Source organism: Citrobacter gillenii, assembly GCF_013337685.1.
GTDB lineage: Bacteria > Pseudomonadota > Gammaproteobacteria > Enterobacterales > Enterobacteriaceae > Citrobacter > Citrobacter gillenii.
The window spans coordinates 32,094-47,375 of record NZ_SUQN01000002.1 but is presented as its reverse complement, the minus strand read 5'-3'; the positions used below and the strand labels follow the sequence as shown (position 1 = coordinate 47,375).

General features: G+C 47.0%; 17 protein-coding genes. 9 read left to right on the top strand and 8 right to left on the bottom strand.

Annotation, left to right across the window (positions count from 1 at the left end; all coding sequences use genetic code 11):
* Positions 1-2: 2 nt before the first annotated feature.
* From FCH32_RS04005 to FCH32_RS03985, 5 genes are read left to right on the top strand one after another with little or no spacing between them, the layout of a single operon-like run.
* Entirely contained in the window at positions 3-1,073 is a 1,071-nt protein-coding gene (locus tag FCH32_RS04005) for a glycosyltransferase family 2 protein (protein WP_174360537.1), read from the top strand.
* Between the two features lie 2 nt (positions 1,074-1,075).
* The gene (locus tag FCH32_RS04000) at positions 1,076-2,188 is read left to right on the top strand and encodes a DegT/DnrJ/EryC1/StrS aminotransferase family protein (RefSeq protein WP_174360536.1); all 1,113 of its coding nucleotides are present in this window, start codon (positions 1,076-1,078) and stop codon (positions 2,186-2,188) included.
* Complete coding sequence (locus tag FCH32_RS03995) at positions 2,185-3,453, top strand: ATP-grasp domain-containing protein (RefSeq protein ID WP_174360535.1); 1,269 nt, start codon at positions 2,185-2,187, stop codon at positions 3,451-3,453. Before FCH32_RS04000 ends, FCH32_RS03995 begins: the two co-directional genes overlap by 4 nt.
* Positions 3,454-3,456: 3 nt before the next feature.
* Positions 3,457-4,650, top strand: coding sequence for a sulfatase-like hydrolase/transferase (locus tag FCH32_RS03990; RefSeq protein ID WP_174360534.1), 1,194 nt, complete (start codon positions 3,457-3,459; stop codon positions 4,648-4,650).
* A gap of 39 nt (positions 4,651-4,689) precedes the next feature.
* Positions 4,690-5,421 (top strand): class I SAM-dependent methyltransferase, encoded by a 732-nt coding sequence (locus FCH32_RS03985; protein ID WP_117342019.1) that lies wholly within the window; start codon positions 4,690-4,692, stop codon positions 5,419-5,421.
* Positions 5,422-5,471: 50 nt separating this feature from the next.
* Here the strand turns inward: FCH32_RS03985 and FCH32_RS03980 are convergent, their stop codons facing one another.
* Genes FCH32_RS03980 through FCH32_RS03945 form a run of 8 tightly spaced genes read right to left on the bottom strand, consistent with a single transcriptional unit; the run spans position 5,472 to position 12,425 of the window.
* Complete coding sequence (locus FCH32_RS03980; RefSeq protein WP_174360533.1) at positions 5,472-5,867, bottom strand: FAD synthase family protein; 396 nt, start codon at positions 5,865-5,867, stop codon at positions 5,472-5,474.
* Positions 5,864-6,307: a flagellar export protein FliJ gene (gene fliJ, locus FCH32_RS03975; protein WP_117342017.1), complete on the bottom strand. Its 444-nt coding sequence runs from the start codon at positions 6,305-6,307 to the stop codon at positions 5,864-5,866. Before fliJ ends, FCH32_RS03980 begins: the two co-directional genes overlap by 4 nt.
* A gap of 2 nt (positions 6,308-6,309) precedes the next feature.
* A complete protein-coding gene (gene fliI / locus FCH32_RS03970; protein ID WP_117342016.1) occupies positions 6,310-7,653 on the bottom strand; it encodes a flagellar protein export ATPase FliI in 1,344 nt (447 codons plus the stop codon).
* Positions 7,646-8,356: a flagellar assembly protein FliH gene (fliH, locus tag FCH32_RS03965; RefSeq protein WP_117342015.1), complete on the bottom strand. Its 711-nt coding sequence runs from the start codon at positions 8,354-8,356 to the stop codon at positions 7,646-7,648. Before fliH ends, fliI begins: the two co-directional genes overlap by 8 nt.
* A 3-nt stretch (positions 8,357-8,359) precedes the next feature.
* On the bottom strand, positions 8,360-9,376 hold the full coding sequence (locus FCH32_RS03960) for a flagellar motor switch protein FliG (RefSeq protein WP_117342014.1): 1,017 nt from the start codon (positions 9,374-9,376) through the stop codon (positions 8,360-8,362).
* Positions 9,354-11,024 carry a flagellar basal-body MS-ring/collar protein FliF gene (fliF, locus tag FCH32_RS03955; protein ID WP_174360532.1) on the bottom strand — a complete coding sequence of 557 codons (1,671 nt, stop codon included), beginning with the start codon at positions 11,022-11,024 and terminating at the stop codon, positions 9,354-9,356. Before fliF ends, FCH32_RS03960 begins: the two co-directional genes overlap by 23 nt.
* Positions 11,025-11,028: 4 nt before the next feature.
* Positions 11,029-11,391 (bottom strand): flagellar hook-basal body complex protein FliE, encoded by a 363-nt coding sequence (fliE, locus tag FCH32_RS03950; protein WP_117342012.1) that lies wholly within the window; start codon positions 11,389-11,391, stop codon positions 11,029-11,031.
* A 47-nt stretch (positions 11,392-11,438) separates the two neighbouring features.
* Complete coding sequence (locus tag FCH32_RS03945; RefSeq protein ID WP_117342011.1) at positions 11,439-12,425, bottom strand: sigma-54 interaction domain-containing protein; 987 nt, start codon at positions 12,423-12,425, stop codon at positions 11,439-11,441.
* 598 nt (positions 12,426-13,023) lie between these two features.
* Between FCH32_RS03945 and FCH32_RS03940 the strand changes: the two genes are divergently transcribed.
* The 4 genes from FCH32_RS03940 to FCH32_RS03925 are packed head-to-tail and all read left to right on the top strand — an operon-like array spanning position 13,024 to position 15,281.
* Positions 13,024-13,887: a FliM/FliN family flagellar motor switch protein gene (locus tag FCH32_RS03940; RefSeq protein ID WP_174360531.1), complete on the top strand. Its 864-nt coding sequence runs from the start codon at positions 13,024-13,026 to the stop codon at positions 13,885-13,887.
* Positions 13,880-14,251 (top strand): FliM/FliN family flagellar motor switch protein, encoded by a 372-nt coding sequence (locus FCH32_RS03935; RefSeq protein ID WP_117342009.1) that lies wholly within the window; start codon positions 13,880-13,882, stop codon positions 14,249-14,251. Before FCH32_RS03940 ends, FCH32_RS03935 begins: the two co-directional genes overlap by 8 nt.
* Positions 14,248-15,006: a flagellar type III secretion system pore protein FliP gene (fliP, locus tag FCH32_RS03930; RefSeq protein ID WP_117342008.1), complete on the top strand. Its 759-nt coding sequence runs from the start codon at positions 14,248-14,250 to the stop codon at positions 15,004-15,006. Before FCH32_RS03935 ends, fliP begins: the two co-directional genes overlap by 4 nt.
* Before the next feature lie 2 nt (positions 15,007-15,008).
* Positions 15,009-15,281 (top strand): flagellar biosynthetic protein FliQ, encoded by a 273-nt coding sequence (locus tag FCH32_RS03925; RefSeq protein WP_117342007.1) that lies wholly within the window; start codon positions 15,009-15,011, stop codon positions 15,279-15,281.
* Position 15,282 lies beyond the last annotated feature (1 nt).

Below are 15,282 nucleotides of genomic sequence, written 5' to 3'. Positions count from 1 at the left end.
AAATGACCAGCCCATTAGTGAGTATTATCGTCACCAGTTATAACCACGCTCAATATCTTGAAGAGGCACTGGAAAGTGTTTACAAACAAACATGGAAAAATATTGAGGTTATTATTGTTGATGATGCCTCTACCGACAACTCTCAAAAAATCATCAAGAAATACCAAAAAAAACATCAGTGTAAAACGATTCTGAGAGAAGAAAATTATTATTCCCAACACATTAAAAAAGGTGAAAAACCAATAATACAAGCAATGAATCTTGCACAAGGAAAGTACATTGCTGTCGTCGACTCAGATGATCTAATCATGCCCACAAAAATCTCGCATCAGGTAAACATGATGGAGAAAAACACCAACTGTTCAATGTGTTACAGTGCTGTGCAAGTTATCATGCCTGATGGCTCGATCTTTCCATACAATAATATATTCCTCAATGGCGATGTGTTCGAACATATGCTCATCACGGGTAATTTAAGCCTCTATATTGGATCACTTATCCGCCGAGATGCTTATTTAAGAATTGAACGCTCCCCTCCTGATTTAGTACAGGAGGACTGGGACATGTTTTTAAAGCTTGCGAAACAAGGGGAGTTTATATCTTCTGAGCGAGTCGTGGCCAAGTATCGTCGCCATAATAATAACACATGGTTCAGAAGAGATAATAGCAAGTTAATGTACCGTAACAGAATGATGATCCTCAACCAATGGAAGCATGAACCTGCATGGGTAAAAGCAATAGATAGCCGTTGGAAACAATATGCGCATCCAGATCATACATTGTTAAATAAAGACATTGATGACTTACTTATTGACGATCCGACTGATGCTCTTTTACATTACCAAGGGTATTTAGTTGCCTTAAATCATAATAACGTTAACAAAATAACATATCACATCGTACAGGCAATTATCCATTGCGATTCACGCTTACAGATCTTGCCAGAACTTTATCGCATAGCGCTTCATCATATTGATGACCAGAAAATCAGAGAACTCATTATTTTAAGTATCAAGTCGAGATTACCTGACTCTTATCAAACAATAATCAATAACTTATCTCAGGAACATTAATAATGAAATCTTTGCAGCAGAATCCCATTACGGTTACAAAACCCTTTATGCCTCCGCTTGAAGAGTTTTTACCTTATTTAGAGGATATTTGGTCATCACGACAATTAACTAACAATGGCAGCATGCATCAGCGACTTGAGGAGCACTTAGCCACTTATTTGAACGTCCCGTATATTTCATTATTTTGTAACGCAACAATCGCACTCATTGTAGCGATGCAAGCACTAAGAATTAAAGGTGAAGTCATTACCACCCCTTACTCATTTGTTGCAACTACCCATAGTATACTCTGGAATCAATTAACACCGGTATTTGTTGATATTGATCCTGAGACTCTTAACATTAATTCCAGGCTCATTGAATCCGCAATCACCAAAAACACCGGATTAATAATGCCTGTTCATGTTTATGGGCAGAGCTGCAAAACTGAAGAAATAGAAGAAATATCAAGCAATTATGGCATTCCTACCCTCTACGATGCTGCGCATGCTTTTGCGATCGAAGATGTTGGTGGCAGCATCCTGCGTCATGGCGATCTTTCAGTACTCAGTTTTCATGCAACAAAAGTTTTCAACACGTTTGAAGGCGGCGCAATCGTTAGTTACGATAAAAAGACAAAGACACGAATTGATTACCTTAAAAACTTTGGTATCGCCGACGAAGTCACTATTGTGGCTCCCGGTATCAATGGAAAAATGAATGAGATACAGGCTGCATTCGGTTTATTACAATTGAATTATGTAGATGATGCTATCGCTAAACGTAAAAAAATCGATCAGCTATATCGTCAAAACCTGGTCGGTATCAAAGGCATAAGAATACTGAATAATACCAATTATAAAAGCAACTACAGCTACTTTCCGGTATTCATCGAATCAGACTATAAAATATCCAGAGACGAACTTTACACACGCTTAAAGAACAATAATATCCTGACCCGACGATATTTTTATCCACTACTGTCTAATTTGATGATGTATCAAAAAATGCCCGGAGCACAAAAAGAAAATCTACCGGTAGCAAACTATGCTTCGGAACACATCCTGTGTCTACCAATCTACCCGGATATGACATCTGAGGAGATTAATACAATTATCGAGTTTATTGCAGCATGACTAATATACTTATATTTCCGGCAGGGACAGAAATTGGTAAGGAAATCTATTACGTCTTACGCCATGATAAGCACATCAATATTACACTGGCCGGGTCTGATTACGACAGCCACGCCCGTCACTGTGCTTGCGCATATCATGTCATTCCAGACATAGCGCAACCGAATTGGCTGGATGCCTTGCAGCAACTACTCCAGTTAGAAAAGATCGATTATATTTTTCCGGCACATGACGATGCTCTACTTGCACTCTCTGAAAAAAGAGATGCTCTTTCAGCAACGGTGTTGTGTCCCCCCCATGAGACCTGCCAAACCACCCGTTATAAAAGCAAAACATATCAGTCTCTTAGAAAAATATTACCTGTTCCTGCTGTGTATACTGACAGTAACAAAATTACGCAGTGGCCGGTTTTTGTGAAACCCGATCGTGGACAGGGAGCACAAGGCGCCAGCTGTATTGAAACGCCAGAAGCCTTAGCGTCGCTTCTTGCCCAACAAAGTGATCTGATCGTTTGCGAATACCTTAGCGGGGATGAATATACCGTTGATTGCTTTTCCGACCGCGACCGGGGATTGCTGTTTTGCCAGCCGCGCACCCGCTCACGGATTCGTGCTGGAATTGCGATGACGTCGAGGCTGGTCACGCTTGAACACGTCGAGGAATATGCTCGTGCTATTTCAGATCGATTTCACATGCGTGGAGCCTGGTTTTTTCAGCTAAAACGCGCCGCGACAGGTGAGTTGACATTATTGGAAGTCGCTCCACGTATTGCCGGTACAATGGCGCTAAATCGCGTGAATGGCATCAATTTTCCTCTACTTACTGTCTATGAAGCAATGCGGAAAAAGATTGCTTTGCTCCCCGTCTGTAAAGAACTTCAGATTACCCGTAGTCTGTCTAATCAATACAAGCACAGCATACAATTTCAGCATGTTTATATCGATTATGATGATACCGTTATTATTAATGACAAACTCTGCCTGCTTGTCATTACCTTTTTATATCAATGTATTAACCACGAAATATCAATCCACTTAATCACTCGTCATGCTGGAGATATCCATCTCGAACTTAATACACGTCGTATTAGCATGCTTTTTGATTCAATAATACATTTAGATAAAGATGCAAAGAAAAGCGACTGGATTAAACAGCAAAACTCTATTTTTATCGATGATAGTTTTTCAGAACGGATGGAAGTCTTTAACGCTAAAGAAATCCCAACCTTTGATATAAACATGCTTGAACTCTTAATTCGTGATTAAAAAATGAATAAAAACATCATATTTCTACATCTTGAAAGTCTCAATCAGACAATTTTTAGCCACAGGGAATGGTTTCCATTCCTTAGTAAAATAAATTCGCAATCCATTAGGTTTAACAACTTCATATCCAGCGCGACATCTTCACTTATGGCCTTTAGCGACCTGTTACATGGCGAAGACAATACGCTTGAGCATAATACTCACCTCGAGACAAATATTACCCTTAAGCGTCGCTGCCCACCACTTTTTGATACCCTGAAACAACATGGTTATCGTACCGCAGGAATGGGATATCCTAAAAACTGGGCCAATGTTGATTCAATATGGAGCGAAACAGACTCATTCAACTGGTACGACACATCGGCGACCATGCTCGCTGAAATGCGCCAGGTCGTGTCACAGACTGAGCCTTTTGCTTTATATTTATGGAACTTAAGCAGCCATCTTTGTTACCACGATGAGATAAAAAAAGGCGGTAAAAACAGTCTCGACAGATGGCAACGCGGATACCAAAGTATGGATATAATGATTGGCCAAACGATTAAAATACTACTCGATGCAGGAAAACTGGACAATACTATTATTGTCGGGTTCGGCGACCATGGTGATGATTTCTGGGGGCATGGATTTAATGGTGGATACGCCCATGGAATAGAGCCATACACTTCATTAGTGCACACCCCCGCGTTTATTTTCTGTCCGGGAATGAAATCCTTCGATATAAATCACATGGTTAGCATGGTTGATCTGCATAACACTGCTTTAAATTTACTGACGATTCCTACAACACCTTGTGAAGATAATCAATTTTTCGCCTTAACGCCCAAACGTAAGGTCTGTTTTAGTCGTAATCTCTTTTCCCAACAAAAAAGTCTGCACAATGGTAGCCCATTAAAGAAGGGGTATGCTGCCACTAATGAGTATTTCCATTTATTGAAGGTGAATACAAAATATCAGATGTTTTTATGGAAAACTGACCCAACAAACCAGCTTGATATTTTAAGTTTATTAAAATATAACAAATCTGCAATCCCTTTTATCGATCTTGAAAAAGTAAACCGACAGCGAGTGGGAGGAGCACACCCACATATCACACATTTTTTCTCTCCCGATATGGCACAGGTTATCGCTGATAATTTTCATGATTTGCAGCAACAACTTGAATTATGGATTGGTGGAAAGAAAGTCCTGCGATAACAAATATCAATCATTAACCTATTTTTTATTAAGAAAATAATGAAATTACATACTACTTCATCACCACATTGCAAAATTTGCGATACTGAAGCTGATATTTATGGCGTAACTGACTTTAATGTTTCTTGCTATGGAAACAACGTTCACCGATATAACTATCCGCTAAGCGGCCATGCCGTCTATTATTATAAATGCAAGAACTGTGGATTGATATACAGCCACGCCTTTGATAAATGGTCTGATGCAGATTACTCCAGATACATTTACAATGACGAATATATAAAACATGATCCTAATTTTATTTGCAAAAGATCTCTTCACAACTTCAACTTACTTCGCAATGCATTCAAAAATCTACAAAATTTCCGTATGCTAGATTTTGGTTGCGGTGACGGACAGCTGGTACAGTTATTACAAGAATATGGCACAGATGTGGTTGGTTGGGACCCCTTCAATAATTCAGCCCCCATACCAAATGAAAAGTATGAGTTTATAACGTCATTTGAAGTCATGGAGCATACACCAACGCCAGTAAAGACTATGGAGATGATAGACTCTCTTTTAGATCAAAATAATGGTAAATATTTCTTTTCAACACTGACTAACGATTTCCATCTAAATAAGCTGATGAATTTTTGGTATATAGCGCCACGTAATGGACATATCACCATTTACTCTAACAAATCCCTCGATATACTTTTTTCCAAATTCGGAATGAAAGTAAAGCATATTTCAGAGCTTTATCACTTGGCTTACAAGCATAGTGAATAAATAGAAAATCATTGTATTCCATAGCAGAATAATGCCTTGGCACATATGTCCTACTTATATGTCTTGACCACCTCAATAATCGTGGTGGTCGAAATGGCCGGTGTCCGAGGGAAATAAACGACGTCACAAAGATACGAGAAGCTATCAAAGCGGCCCGCCCAGTCATCCCCCATCACTAACATGTTGGCATTGAACTGGCGGATATAATCGGCTTTTAGTTCCAGCGACTCTTCGAGAAACACGCGATCCACGCATTTTAACCCCGCCACAATTCCCATCCGGTCAGACTGGCTGTACACCGGTGTCCGGCCTTTCTTAGCGATATTGAGCGCATCAGAGGAGACCCCTACCACCAGTTGCCCGCCTAACTGCTTCGCCCGTTGCAGGATATTGAGATGACCAACGTGAAATACATCAAAGGTGCCAAACGTGATGATTGTTTTCATTCTTGCCGAAAGACCTTATTACGTAACCAACACTGCGTGGCAATCTCATCCACGATCTTCTGTTCCTTGATAGCGACTTCGTCCTGCAGATCTTGCCGTTTTTCATCCAGCGTCATGGCAACGATTTTTTCCTGGCAGGCTGCTGCGATCAGGTTTTTCTGGATACGCACTTCTTTAATTTTCGCCAGCGTCTTTTCCTGCTCTTGCCAGGCAATCACCTTGCGCAGCGTGCTTTTATAGCCGGACACATTTTTGAGAGATTCAATGCCAGGAGCATCAACGCCGGGACCGGTTTTTTGCACCAGGTAGCCTAGCGCTTTGATGTTGTTTTCATAGCCAGAGCACAGCTGTTGTTGTTTCGCCAACTGCACCGTGATGTCTTTTACTGATTTATCTCGCAGGCGCTGGAGTTGCGCCAGGGTATCAAGAATCTGTCGCACGGTTATTTACCTTCTGCTTTCGATTTGGCGACCGGGAAAAGGGCCTGCAGACGATTTTGTACCAGCTCCAAAGAGGCGGGTTCGCTCACCTCCTGACGCAGAAAACGCTCAATCGCCGGGAAAATTTTGACCGCTTTGTCAACGCCGGGGTCAGCGCCTGCAACATAGCCACCGAGCGGAATCAACGGTTTGATTTCCATGTAGGCGGCGTAGTTCTGTTTTAGCGCCCGAGCGGCCTGCTGGTGCTCCGGGCGGGTGACCTGGGTCATGCAGCGACTGATCGACTGGGCAATATCGATAGCGGGGTAATGCCCGCCTTCCGCCAGCTTGCGGGTCAATACGATGTGCCCATCCAACACCGCGCGCGCGCAGTCAACGATCGGATCCTGCTGATCGTCCCCTTCCGCCAGCACCGTATAAATAGCGGTCATCGATCCTGTGCTTTCGCTGTTGCCCGCGCTTTCAACCAGCTTTGGGATCATGCCAAATGCCGACGGCGGATAGCCTTTGGTCGCCGGGGGTTCCCCCAGAGAAAGCGCTATTTCGCGCTGCGCCATGGCGTAACGGGTGAGTGAATCCACCAGCAGTAAAACGTGGTGGCCGCGGTCACGAAACCACGCGGCGATAGAATGACACAGCTCGGTGGCTTTTAAGCGCATGAGGGGAGATTCATCCGCCGGGGCGGCGACGATAATCGATTTTGCCAGTCCTTCTGCCCCCAGCGAGTGATCGATAAATTCTTTTACTTCACGGCCGCGCTCGCCGATAAGCCCAACCACCACGATATCAGCCTTGGTCTGGCGGGTGATCATCCCCAGCAGCACGCTTTTGCCGACGCCACTCCCCGCCATTAACCCAACACGCTGGCCCTTACCGATAGTTAGTAATCCATTGATGGCCTTCACACCGACATCCAGCGGTTGATTGACCGACTGGCGGGTAAGCGGGTTGATTGACGGGGCTTGAGATGGCAGTACGTCATTGCCGGTCAGACGCCCTTTGGCATCCAGCGGTTCGCCGAGGCCGTTGACCACCCGACCCAACCAGCTTTCGCTAATCAAAATTTCCTGGGCTTTTTCTTCGGGGAACACGCGTGCACCTGCCATCAGCCCGACTGGATGTTTGAAGGGCATCAGGTAGGTAATGTCACGATTAAACCCCACTGCCTGCGCATCAATTAACGTATGGTTGGCACTTTCAACGCGGCACAGTTGGCCGGTCATCAGCGGGCATCCCACGCTCTCGAGCAAAATACCGTTCACCCGCACCAGTCGGCCGGCAACCCGGGCAAGCGGAATCGACTCAATAGCGCGCAACGCGTTGTCAAAGAATGAAGGGTCACTCACCCTGCGGCTCCGGCAGCAACGTCTCTTTCAGTGCCGACATGCATTGATCGAGCCGGTGTTCGCAGCCGATATCCAGCTCGGACTTATCGGTAATGACCCGGCATTCGCCCGCCTGCAAATCGGCTGAAGGCGTCAGCCCCCATTCATTCACCTTTTCCGGCGCAGCATCTTTGATGCGATTAAACTCGTCGTTACTCAGCAGCACCTGTAACGACTCGGGCAGGGTCGGAAAGGCCGAGATCGCCTCTTCGACCAGTGAGAGGAGTTGCGTCGGTTGCAGCGCCAGTTCACAGCGAATCACCTGACGGGTCACCTTTTCAACCAGTTGCAGCAGGTCTTCCCGTTGTTTACGCTGAATGTGCGCCAGGTAGTCATTCACCCGGCCAGAAATACCGTCCAGCGGTTGTGCCGCGAGGGCAAATTGTTTGCGCCCTTCCTGCTGCCCGGCGAGGCTGCCTTCGGTATACCCCTGACGAGAGCCCTCTTCCTGGCCCTTTTGATGCCCTTCCTGAAAGCCCTGTTCATGACCTTCAGTCATTCCCTGTTCAAAGCCTTTTTGCAGCCCTTCCTGGAAACCGTCCATTAACTGGCGTTGATAATCCGCCGGGGTAATCCCCGGCGTGAGCTGCTCTGTTTGCAAATGGCGCTGACGCGGAGGAAAGCGGTGCAGTCGGTAACGACCACGAATGGTTTCAATCGCCATGGTTTACTCCGCCGTCTGTTCAGCAAACAGCTGTAGCTGAATTTCACCCGCTTCTTCAAGTTCACGGGCAATCCCCATGATTTCACGGCGGATTTGTTCAATGCGACTCACCGGCACCGGGCCAAGACGCGAGGTGATCGCTTCCAGTTGCTGCGCCTGACGCTTCGGCATAACCGCATAAATAGAACGACGTAGCAGCGTCTCGGTGCCTTTCAGCGCCACCGCCCAGTCTTCCATCGGCACTTCGTCGAGCAAGCGACGACGTACCTCATCAGTTTGACGGCTCAGAATAAAGAAGTCGTACATCTCATCCTGTAGCTGTTCCAGCACATCTTCATCGCGTTCACGCAGCTGGTCGAGGATCACCTGCTGGTTGCCCTGGAAGCGGTTGACGATGTCGGCCGCCTGTTTGATACCTTTCACTTTCGAACCATGTTCGGACAGCACCGATAAACCACGTTCAATCAGACGATCCAACTCATCGACGACGTCCCGATTCACGTCATTCAGTTTCGCCACCCGATAGAGGATCTCATTCTGCACCGACTCGTTCATATACGAGAGCACCGTGGCCGAAATTTCCGGTGTCAAAAAAGCGAGAAATACCGCCTGCAATTGCAGGTGTTCTTCCGAGATCAAGATCGCCAACTGACGCGGCTCGACCCACTGCAAACGCGCCATACGTGAGCGGATCTCATCGCCATAGATCCCATTGATTACGCTACTGGCGATTTCAGTGCCCAGCGCTTTATTTAAAATACCTTGCAGCATCGAGCGCGATGCACCATTGATGCCACTCTGCTCGCGGAACTCATCAAAGAAATTATTGATGACCTTTCTCGCCATGCTGGTTTTTACCCCGGACAGACGCGCCATATTTTCACTCAGGCGAACCACCTCTTCACGGCTGAGCTTTTGCATCACCGTCGCTGCCGCTTCCTCTCCCAGACACAACAATAGAATTGCGGCCTGTTCCAGGTAGCTGTTGGTACTGCCGTTACTTGTTGTCAATTCGCTCATTGCTGGTAATCCATTGTCTGAGAACTTCAGCTACGCGATCGGTGTCGCTCATCGCCAGTTTTTGCAGGAACTCCAGCTTCACTTCCAGACCGGAACTCTGCGAAGGCAGGCTGTCGTCGCCAGGGAAAGAAGGCAGTTCAATATTTTTGCGTTCATCATCCGCAGCGGTAAGTTGCGCTGCCGGGACAGGCAGTACATCCACGTCCATCACAGGCTCATGAGGACGCGGTTTTTGCCGTATCGCCGTCAGACGCTTCATCACCGGGCGCACCACGAACAACAGGAGCAGCAGCGCTAGCAGGCCGCAGCCGATCATGCGTACCCAGGCCAGAATGCTGTCATCCTTCCAGAACGGGATAACCGGTTCTACCGGGACCGCCTGCGGCACAAAGTTAAGCACGGACAGAGACAGATTATCGCCACGCTGGGCGTCGATACCCGCCGCATTGTTCAGCAACGCGGTCAACTGCGCGGTTTGCTCAGGCTTCCAGCCTTTCAGCGCCGGTGCGCTCTGATTAAGCACTACCGCCACATTCAAGCGGTTAACTGTAAATCCAGGACGCTGGATGTGCTGCACGCTGCGGTCATAGGAGTAATCGCGCTTGCTTTCGCTGTGTTTTGACAGCGCGGCAGGATCGCGTGAGTCGGCAGTGGTATCAGTCGCTCCAGTCGCAACCTGATTGGGGGCCAGCGGCGGACGATTGCTGAGTGAACCCGGGATCCCCATCGCGATTTGGTTGGTATCGCTATCCAGAACATTCTCTTCGCGGTTGAGTTTCGGATCGTTGCCGTAATGCTCTTTTGTTTCGTCAATATTGCTCAGATCGAGATCGGGCATCACGCTCACCCGGTAATTACCTGCCCCCACCAGCGAATCGAGCACGTTCGCCAGGCTGGCACGCGTTTTATCCTGAATGTCTTTGAGGATCTGATCGTGTTTGCGGGTCGCGGCTGAAACGGCCTCGCCCGAGGCGATCCCGTCAGTCAGCAGATTACCGGCCTGATCGACGACGCTAACTTTCGACGCATTCAGACCCGGAATACTCCCGGAAACCAGATGCACAATGGCATTGACCTGATCCATATTCAGCTTCGCGCCATAGTGCAGTCGCACCACCACCGAGGCGCTGTTTTGCGGCTCATCGCTGACGACAAACGAACTTTCTTCATTCAGTGCCAGATGCACGCGCGCGCTTTCGACAGAATCCAGCGTCATGACGCTTTGCGCCAGTTCACCTTCAAGGCTGCGCTTATAGCGGATGTTCTGCACAAATTGGCTGCTGCCCAGCACTTCGTCTTTGTCCATCAGCTCGTAGCCGCTGGGCAACATCGCCTGCACACCTTTGGCGGCAAGGGTCATTCGCGTTTTGGACAGCGCATCGTCAGGAACCAGAATCTGCCCACTTTGCGGATCGATACGGTATTCCAGCTTTTCGCCATCCAGTACGGTGACTATCTGGGATACCGGCAGGTTTTCCTGTCGACCGTACAGCGAAACGTAGCCGTGATTCCCATTCCACAGCACGCTGACAATTATCGCCGTAGCCGCAATGGCCGCTGCTGCCAGTAACGCCCAGCGCTTATTGCCGTCCAGTTTGAACGACACGGCCGGGAAGGATTGCGTTATTTTTTTTATTAATTCATTCATAGCGTTAGACTGACATGCTCATCAGGTCATTGAATCCAGAAGCGACTTTATTTCTGACCTGAACCAGCGCGGAGAACGACAGCGATGCCTGTTGGCTGGCGATCATTGCCCCCGCCAGATCATCGCTTTTGCCCATCTCAACGGCCGTTTGTTGTTGCTCGGCGACCTGCTGATATTGATCAACATGATTCAGCGCCCCTTGCATAATCTGGCCAAAGGAGACCTGAGATGATGCCGACTGCGCACCAACACGGTTAATCTGCATCGGCGAGAGGATGGGCGACTGCGCGACCTCCTTCATCTGCTGCATGTCCTGCATCATTTGCGTCTGCATCGTACTGGCTGGGGCTAGGATATTTATGCTCATGACCTACTCTTAAAATGAAAAAAGTGCTCGCTGCACGACCAACGGATTCAGGAGAAGATTTCGATTCCCTGTTTTCTCATTGACGCCAGACGATAACGAAGCGCACGTGGGGTAATGCCTAGTAAATCCGCAATTTTGGTTTTATTGCCCTGATATTTGCGCATCAAGTCAGCGATATACTGATATTGCGCGCTGCGGCCATGCTGGCCCAAATTATCGCCTTCGCTTATTTGCGGACTGGGCTTAGGTTGCCATTCAGGCTCGCTCCAGGAATCGGATCCCACAGACGGAAGCCCCAAGGTATCGGGATAAATTACGCCATCTCGATTCAAAATCATGCCACGTTGAATGGCATTTTCGAGCTGGCGTACATTGCCCGGCCAGGCGTAGCTGAGTAATGCTCGCCGTGATGATTCCGAGAGCTTGATATTCTTCGCCAGTACCGTGGAGTATTTTTTGATAAAGGATTCAGCCAGAGGAATAATGTCTTCCATCCGCTCGCGCAGCGGCGGCATCGTCACCGGGATAACCGACATGCGATAATAGAGATCTTCTCTGAAACGTCCTGCGGCAACTTCGGCTTCAAGATTTTTATTGGTGCAGGCAATAAGGCGGAAGTTAAGTTTAATTAAACGATTACTGCCCAGACGTTCAACCTGTTGTTCCTGCAAAACACGCAAAATCTTCGCCTGTAGTGCTAACGGCATGTCGCCGATTTCGTCGAGCAGTAAAGTGCCATTATTGGCTAATTCCATTTTTCCCGGTACGGTCGCGACGGCCCCAGTAAATGCACCTTTGTCATAACCAAATAACGTAGCTTCGAGCATATTTTCAGGAATAGCAGCACAGTTAACGCCGATATAAGGCGCCTGAGAGTCCTGTGCAAATGCAATAGAATGTATAAATTTCGCAACACATTCTTTACCCGTCCCCGTTTCACCATGAACAAGGACAGGAACATTAAAAGCAGCAATACGCTTAGCTAGTGCAAATGCATTGATGCTGGAGGTTGCTTCGGCAATAAGTTCAAACATGATTATTTTACACTTAGAAGTAAAGTTAACATCCATAACGAGAAATATACAAATTATTCCAAAGCGAGCACATTATCGAATAATAGATATCGCCCGTGCCATGTTTTTCATCCAGTCCCTGTTCATGTTTTACTGCCCTTCCACATGGCAGCCCCTTCGAAGACTATTTTCAAATAGGTTTTTTCCTAAAAAAAGATTACCACTGGTGCTGTTAACAATCTTAAATTAAAAGATAATAAAAATATTATTCATTTAAAAACAATGAGTTACAATGATTTGCGTGTAGAAATTAAGCATGGAAAAGGCATTTGTAGCGCTGCCGCTAACTGGTGAGAATGTCACAGTTATATGATTAATAATTTTTTAATTATAGAACCGCACCATTAATAACTTGCAGAAGAGAGGGGTAGAATATTTAATATCCAGCCCGAGATTATCGATGTTCCCATGCACCTCATTTTATAGGTCATGGTTCCCAACAATAAGAGAATAGCGTCAAGGATGCTCAAAAAATTAAATGGATTTGTATTTTCTTTGATAACGTCGGGATGTGATATTTATTCATCCACCAACAAAATTACGGCTGAGAACGTGTACCATGCTGAAATATAGTCAAACACCCGGAATCTTTAAGCTTGAAGGAAACCGGCTTGGGCGTCCATATCATCGTCTGCCGACTATGTTTACGGGTAATTTTGATACAATTGAATCACATCTCGGAAACTATTTTCTGAAGAAACACCGCACAAATATAACACTCAAGAAGATACACTGCGAGATGGATGTTATTAACAAGAGTGCTGAGTTATTAATTTCGCAAGTTGGCCATTTGGCATTTGATATTGACCGCACATTATTGTTAATGCTGCTAGGTAACTTCTATGGTCTGACGTCATCAATGATTGACGAAAAGTCATCAGAAGATTTACCCACCAAAACCGAAACCCGGTTGAAAAGTCGGCTGGCACTTGATACCTGTAATATCATTTTTAATAAAAACATATCCGGTATCCCACTCACGCTTAAACCCGACAGCAGCACCGTCCAGACCCACTGGGCTTATCAACTGATATTTATACTAGGCGATGATGAGAACGCCAGTTTCAGGATCTTACTCGATGATTCACATACTGATTATATTTTGAATTTGATTCGTCGTAGTGAACACGGTGATAAAAAAAAGCTGGTTGATAAACCCCACGCCCAAGCGCGTAAAAAAACGCTGATCAAAGAGATTATTAATACGCTGCCGCTGACCATGAACGTGAAGATAGCCGAGATCCCGCTCAATGTTGCCGACCTGACGGCCATTAAGCCGGGAGATATTTTACCCATTGCGATGCCAGATACGTTCCCGGTTTATATCGGGAAGTCCGAATTATTTAACGCCCTGATCGTCGAAGATAAAGACAAACTGTTTTTGTCCGAGTTAACGAGTAAGACTGAGAAATCCTATGAGTAAGCAACAAGATATTTTAGAGCAAGGCTTCGAGTTAACCCCGGAAGCCACCACAGCGTCTGCGGTGTCGGTCACCGAAACACTGGTGACGCGGTTAGAAGATCGTTTTTCCGAATCCATGACCCTCCTCAAGCGTATTCCGGTAACGTTAACGCTGGAAGTCTCCTCGGTAGAGATCATGCTGTCTGACCTGCTGAACATTGATGATGACACCGTCATTGAGATGGACAAACTCGCAGGGGAGCCGCTGGATATTAAAGTGAATAATATCCTGCTGGGTAAGGCCGAAGTGGTGGTAGTGAATGAAAAATATGGCCTGCGGGTCCTTGAATTCAACACGCATGAAATCAACGATCTGGCCCCATGAAACGCGCACCTACCTTCACTCTGGTACTGGGTATCTCGTTGCTCATCCTTTCTCCCTTTGCCTGTGCGCAAGGGGGAGATATCCCGTTGCTGAATGTGATTTCACACGGTAATAGCCAAGAATACAGCGTCAAGATTCAGGTTCTGCTACTGATGACGCTGGTGGGCATTCTGCCTACGCTGGTGCTGATGATGACCTGTTTTACCCGCTTTATTATTGTCCTCTCGTTGCTACGTCAGGCGCTGGGGCTGCAGCAAACGCCGCCCAACCGCATCCTGATTGGCATCGCACTGTCGTTAACCATGCTGGTAATGCGGCCCATCTGGATCAACATCTACGATCATGCCGTGGTGCCTTTTGAAAACGACCAGATTACGCTTTCTGACGCGCTAAGCACCGCCGCCTCACCGCTAAAACGCTTTATGTTGGCGCAGACCAACAAAAAAGCCATTGCGCAGATCATGACCATCGCCAATGCGCACGGTAACGCGGCAGATCAGGATCTCTCCATTGTGGTTCCCGCCTATGTCCTGAGCGAGCTGAAAACGGCCTTTCAGATAGGCTTCATGATTTACATTCCGTTCCTGGTGATCGACCTGATCGTCGCCAGCGTGTTGATGGCAATGGGCATGATGATGCTGTCACCGTTGATCGTTTCACTCCCCTTTAAGCTGATGCTCTTCGTGCTGATCGATGGCTGGGCGCTGACCGTCGGGACGCTCACCTCCAGTATTCGTGGCCTGGGGCTGGGATAATTATGTTAACGATTGATGTAGCAGCCGATATTGTCGCCAGCGGCATAAAAGTCGTGATTATCCTGGTCTGCGTGCTGGTCGTGCCCAGCCTGTTGGTCGGCCTGTTGGTCAGCATTTTCCAGGCGGTGACGCAGATTAACGAACAGACCCTCAGCTTTTTACCCAGGCTGATTGTCACGCTGGCAGTATTGGGGATTGCCGGGAAATGGATGATCGTCCAGTTGAGCGATCTCTGCGTGCATCTGTTCACTCAGGCCGCCATTCTGGTGCACTGAC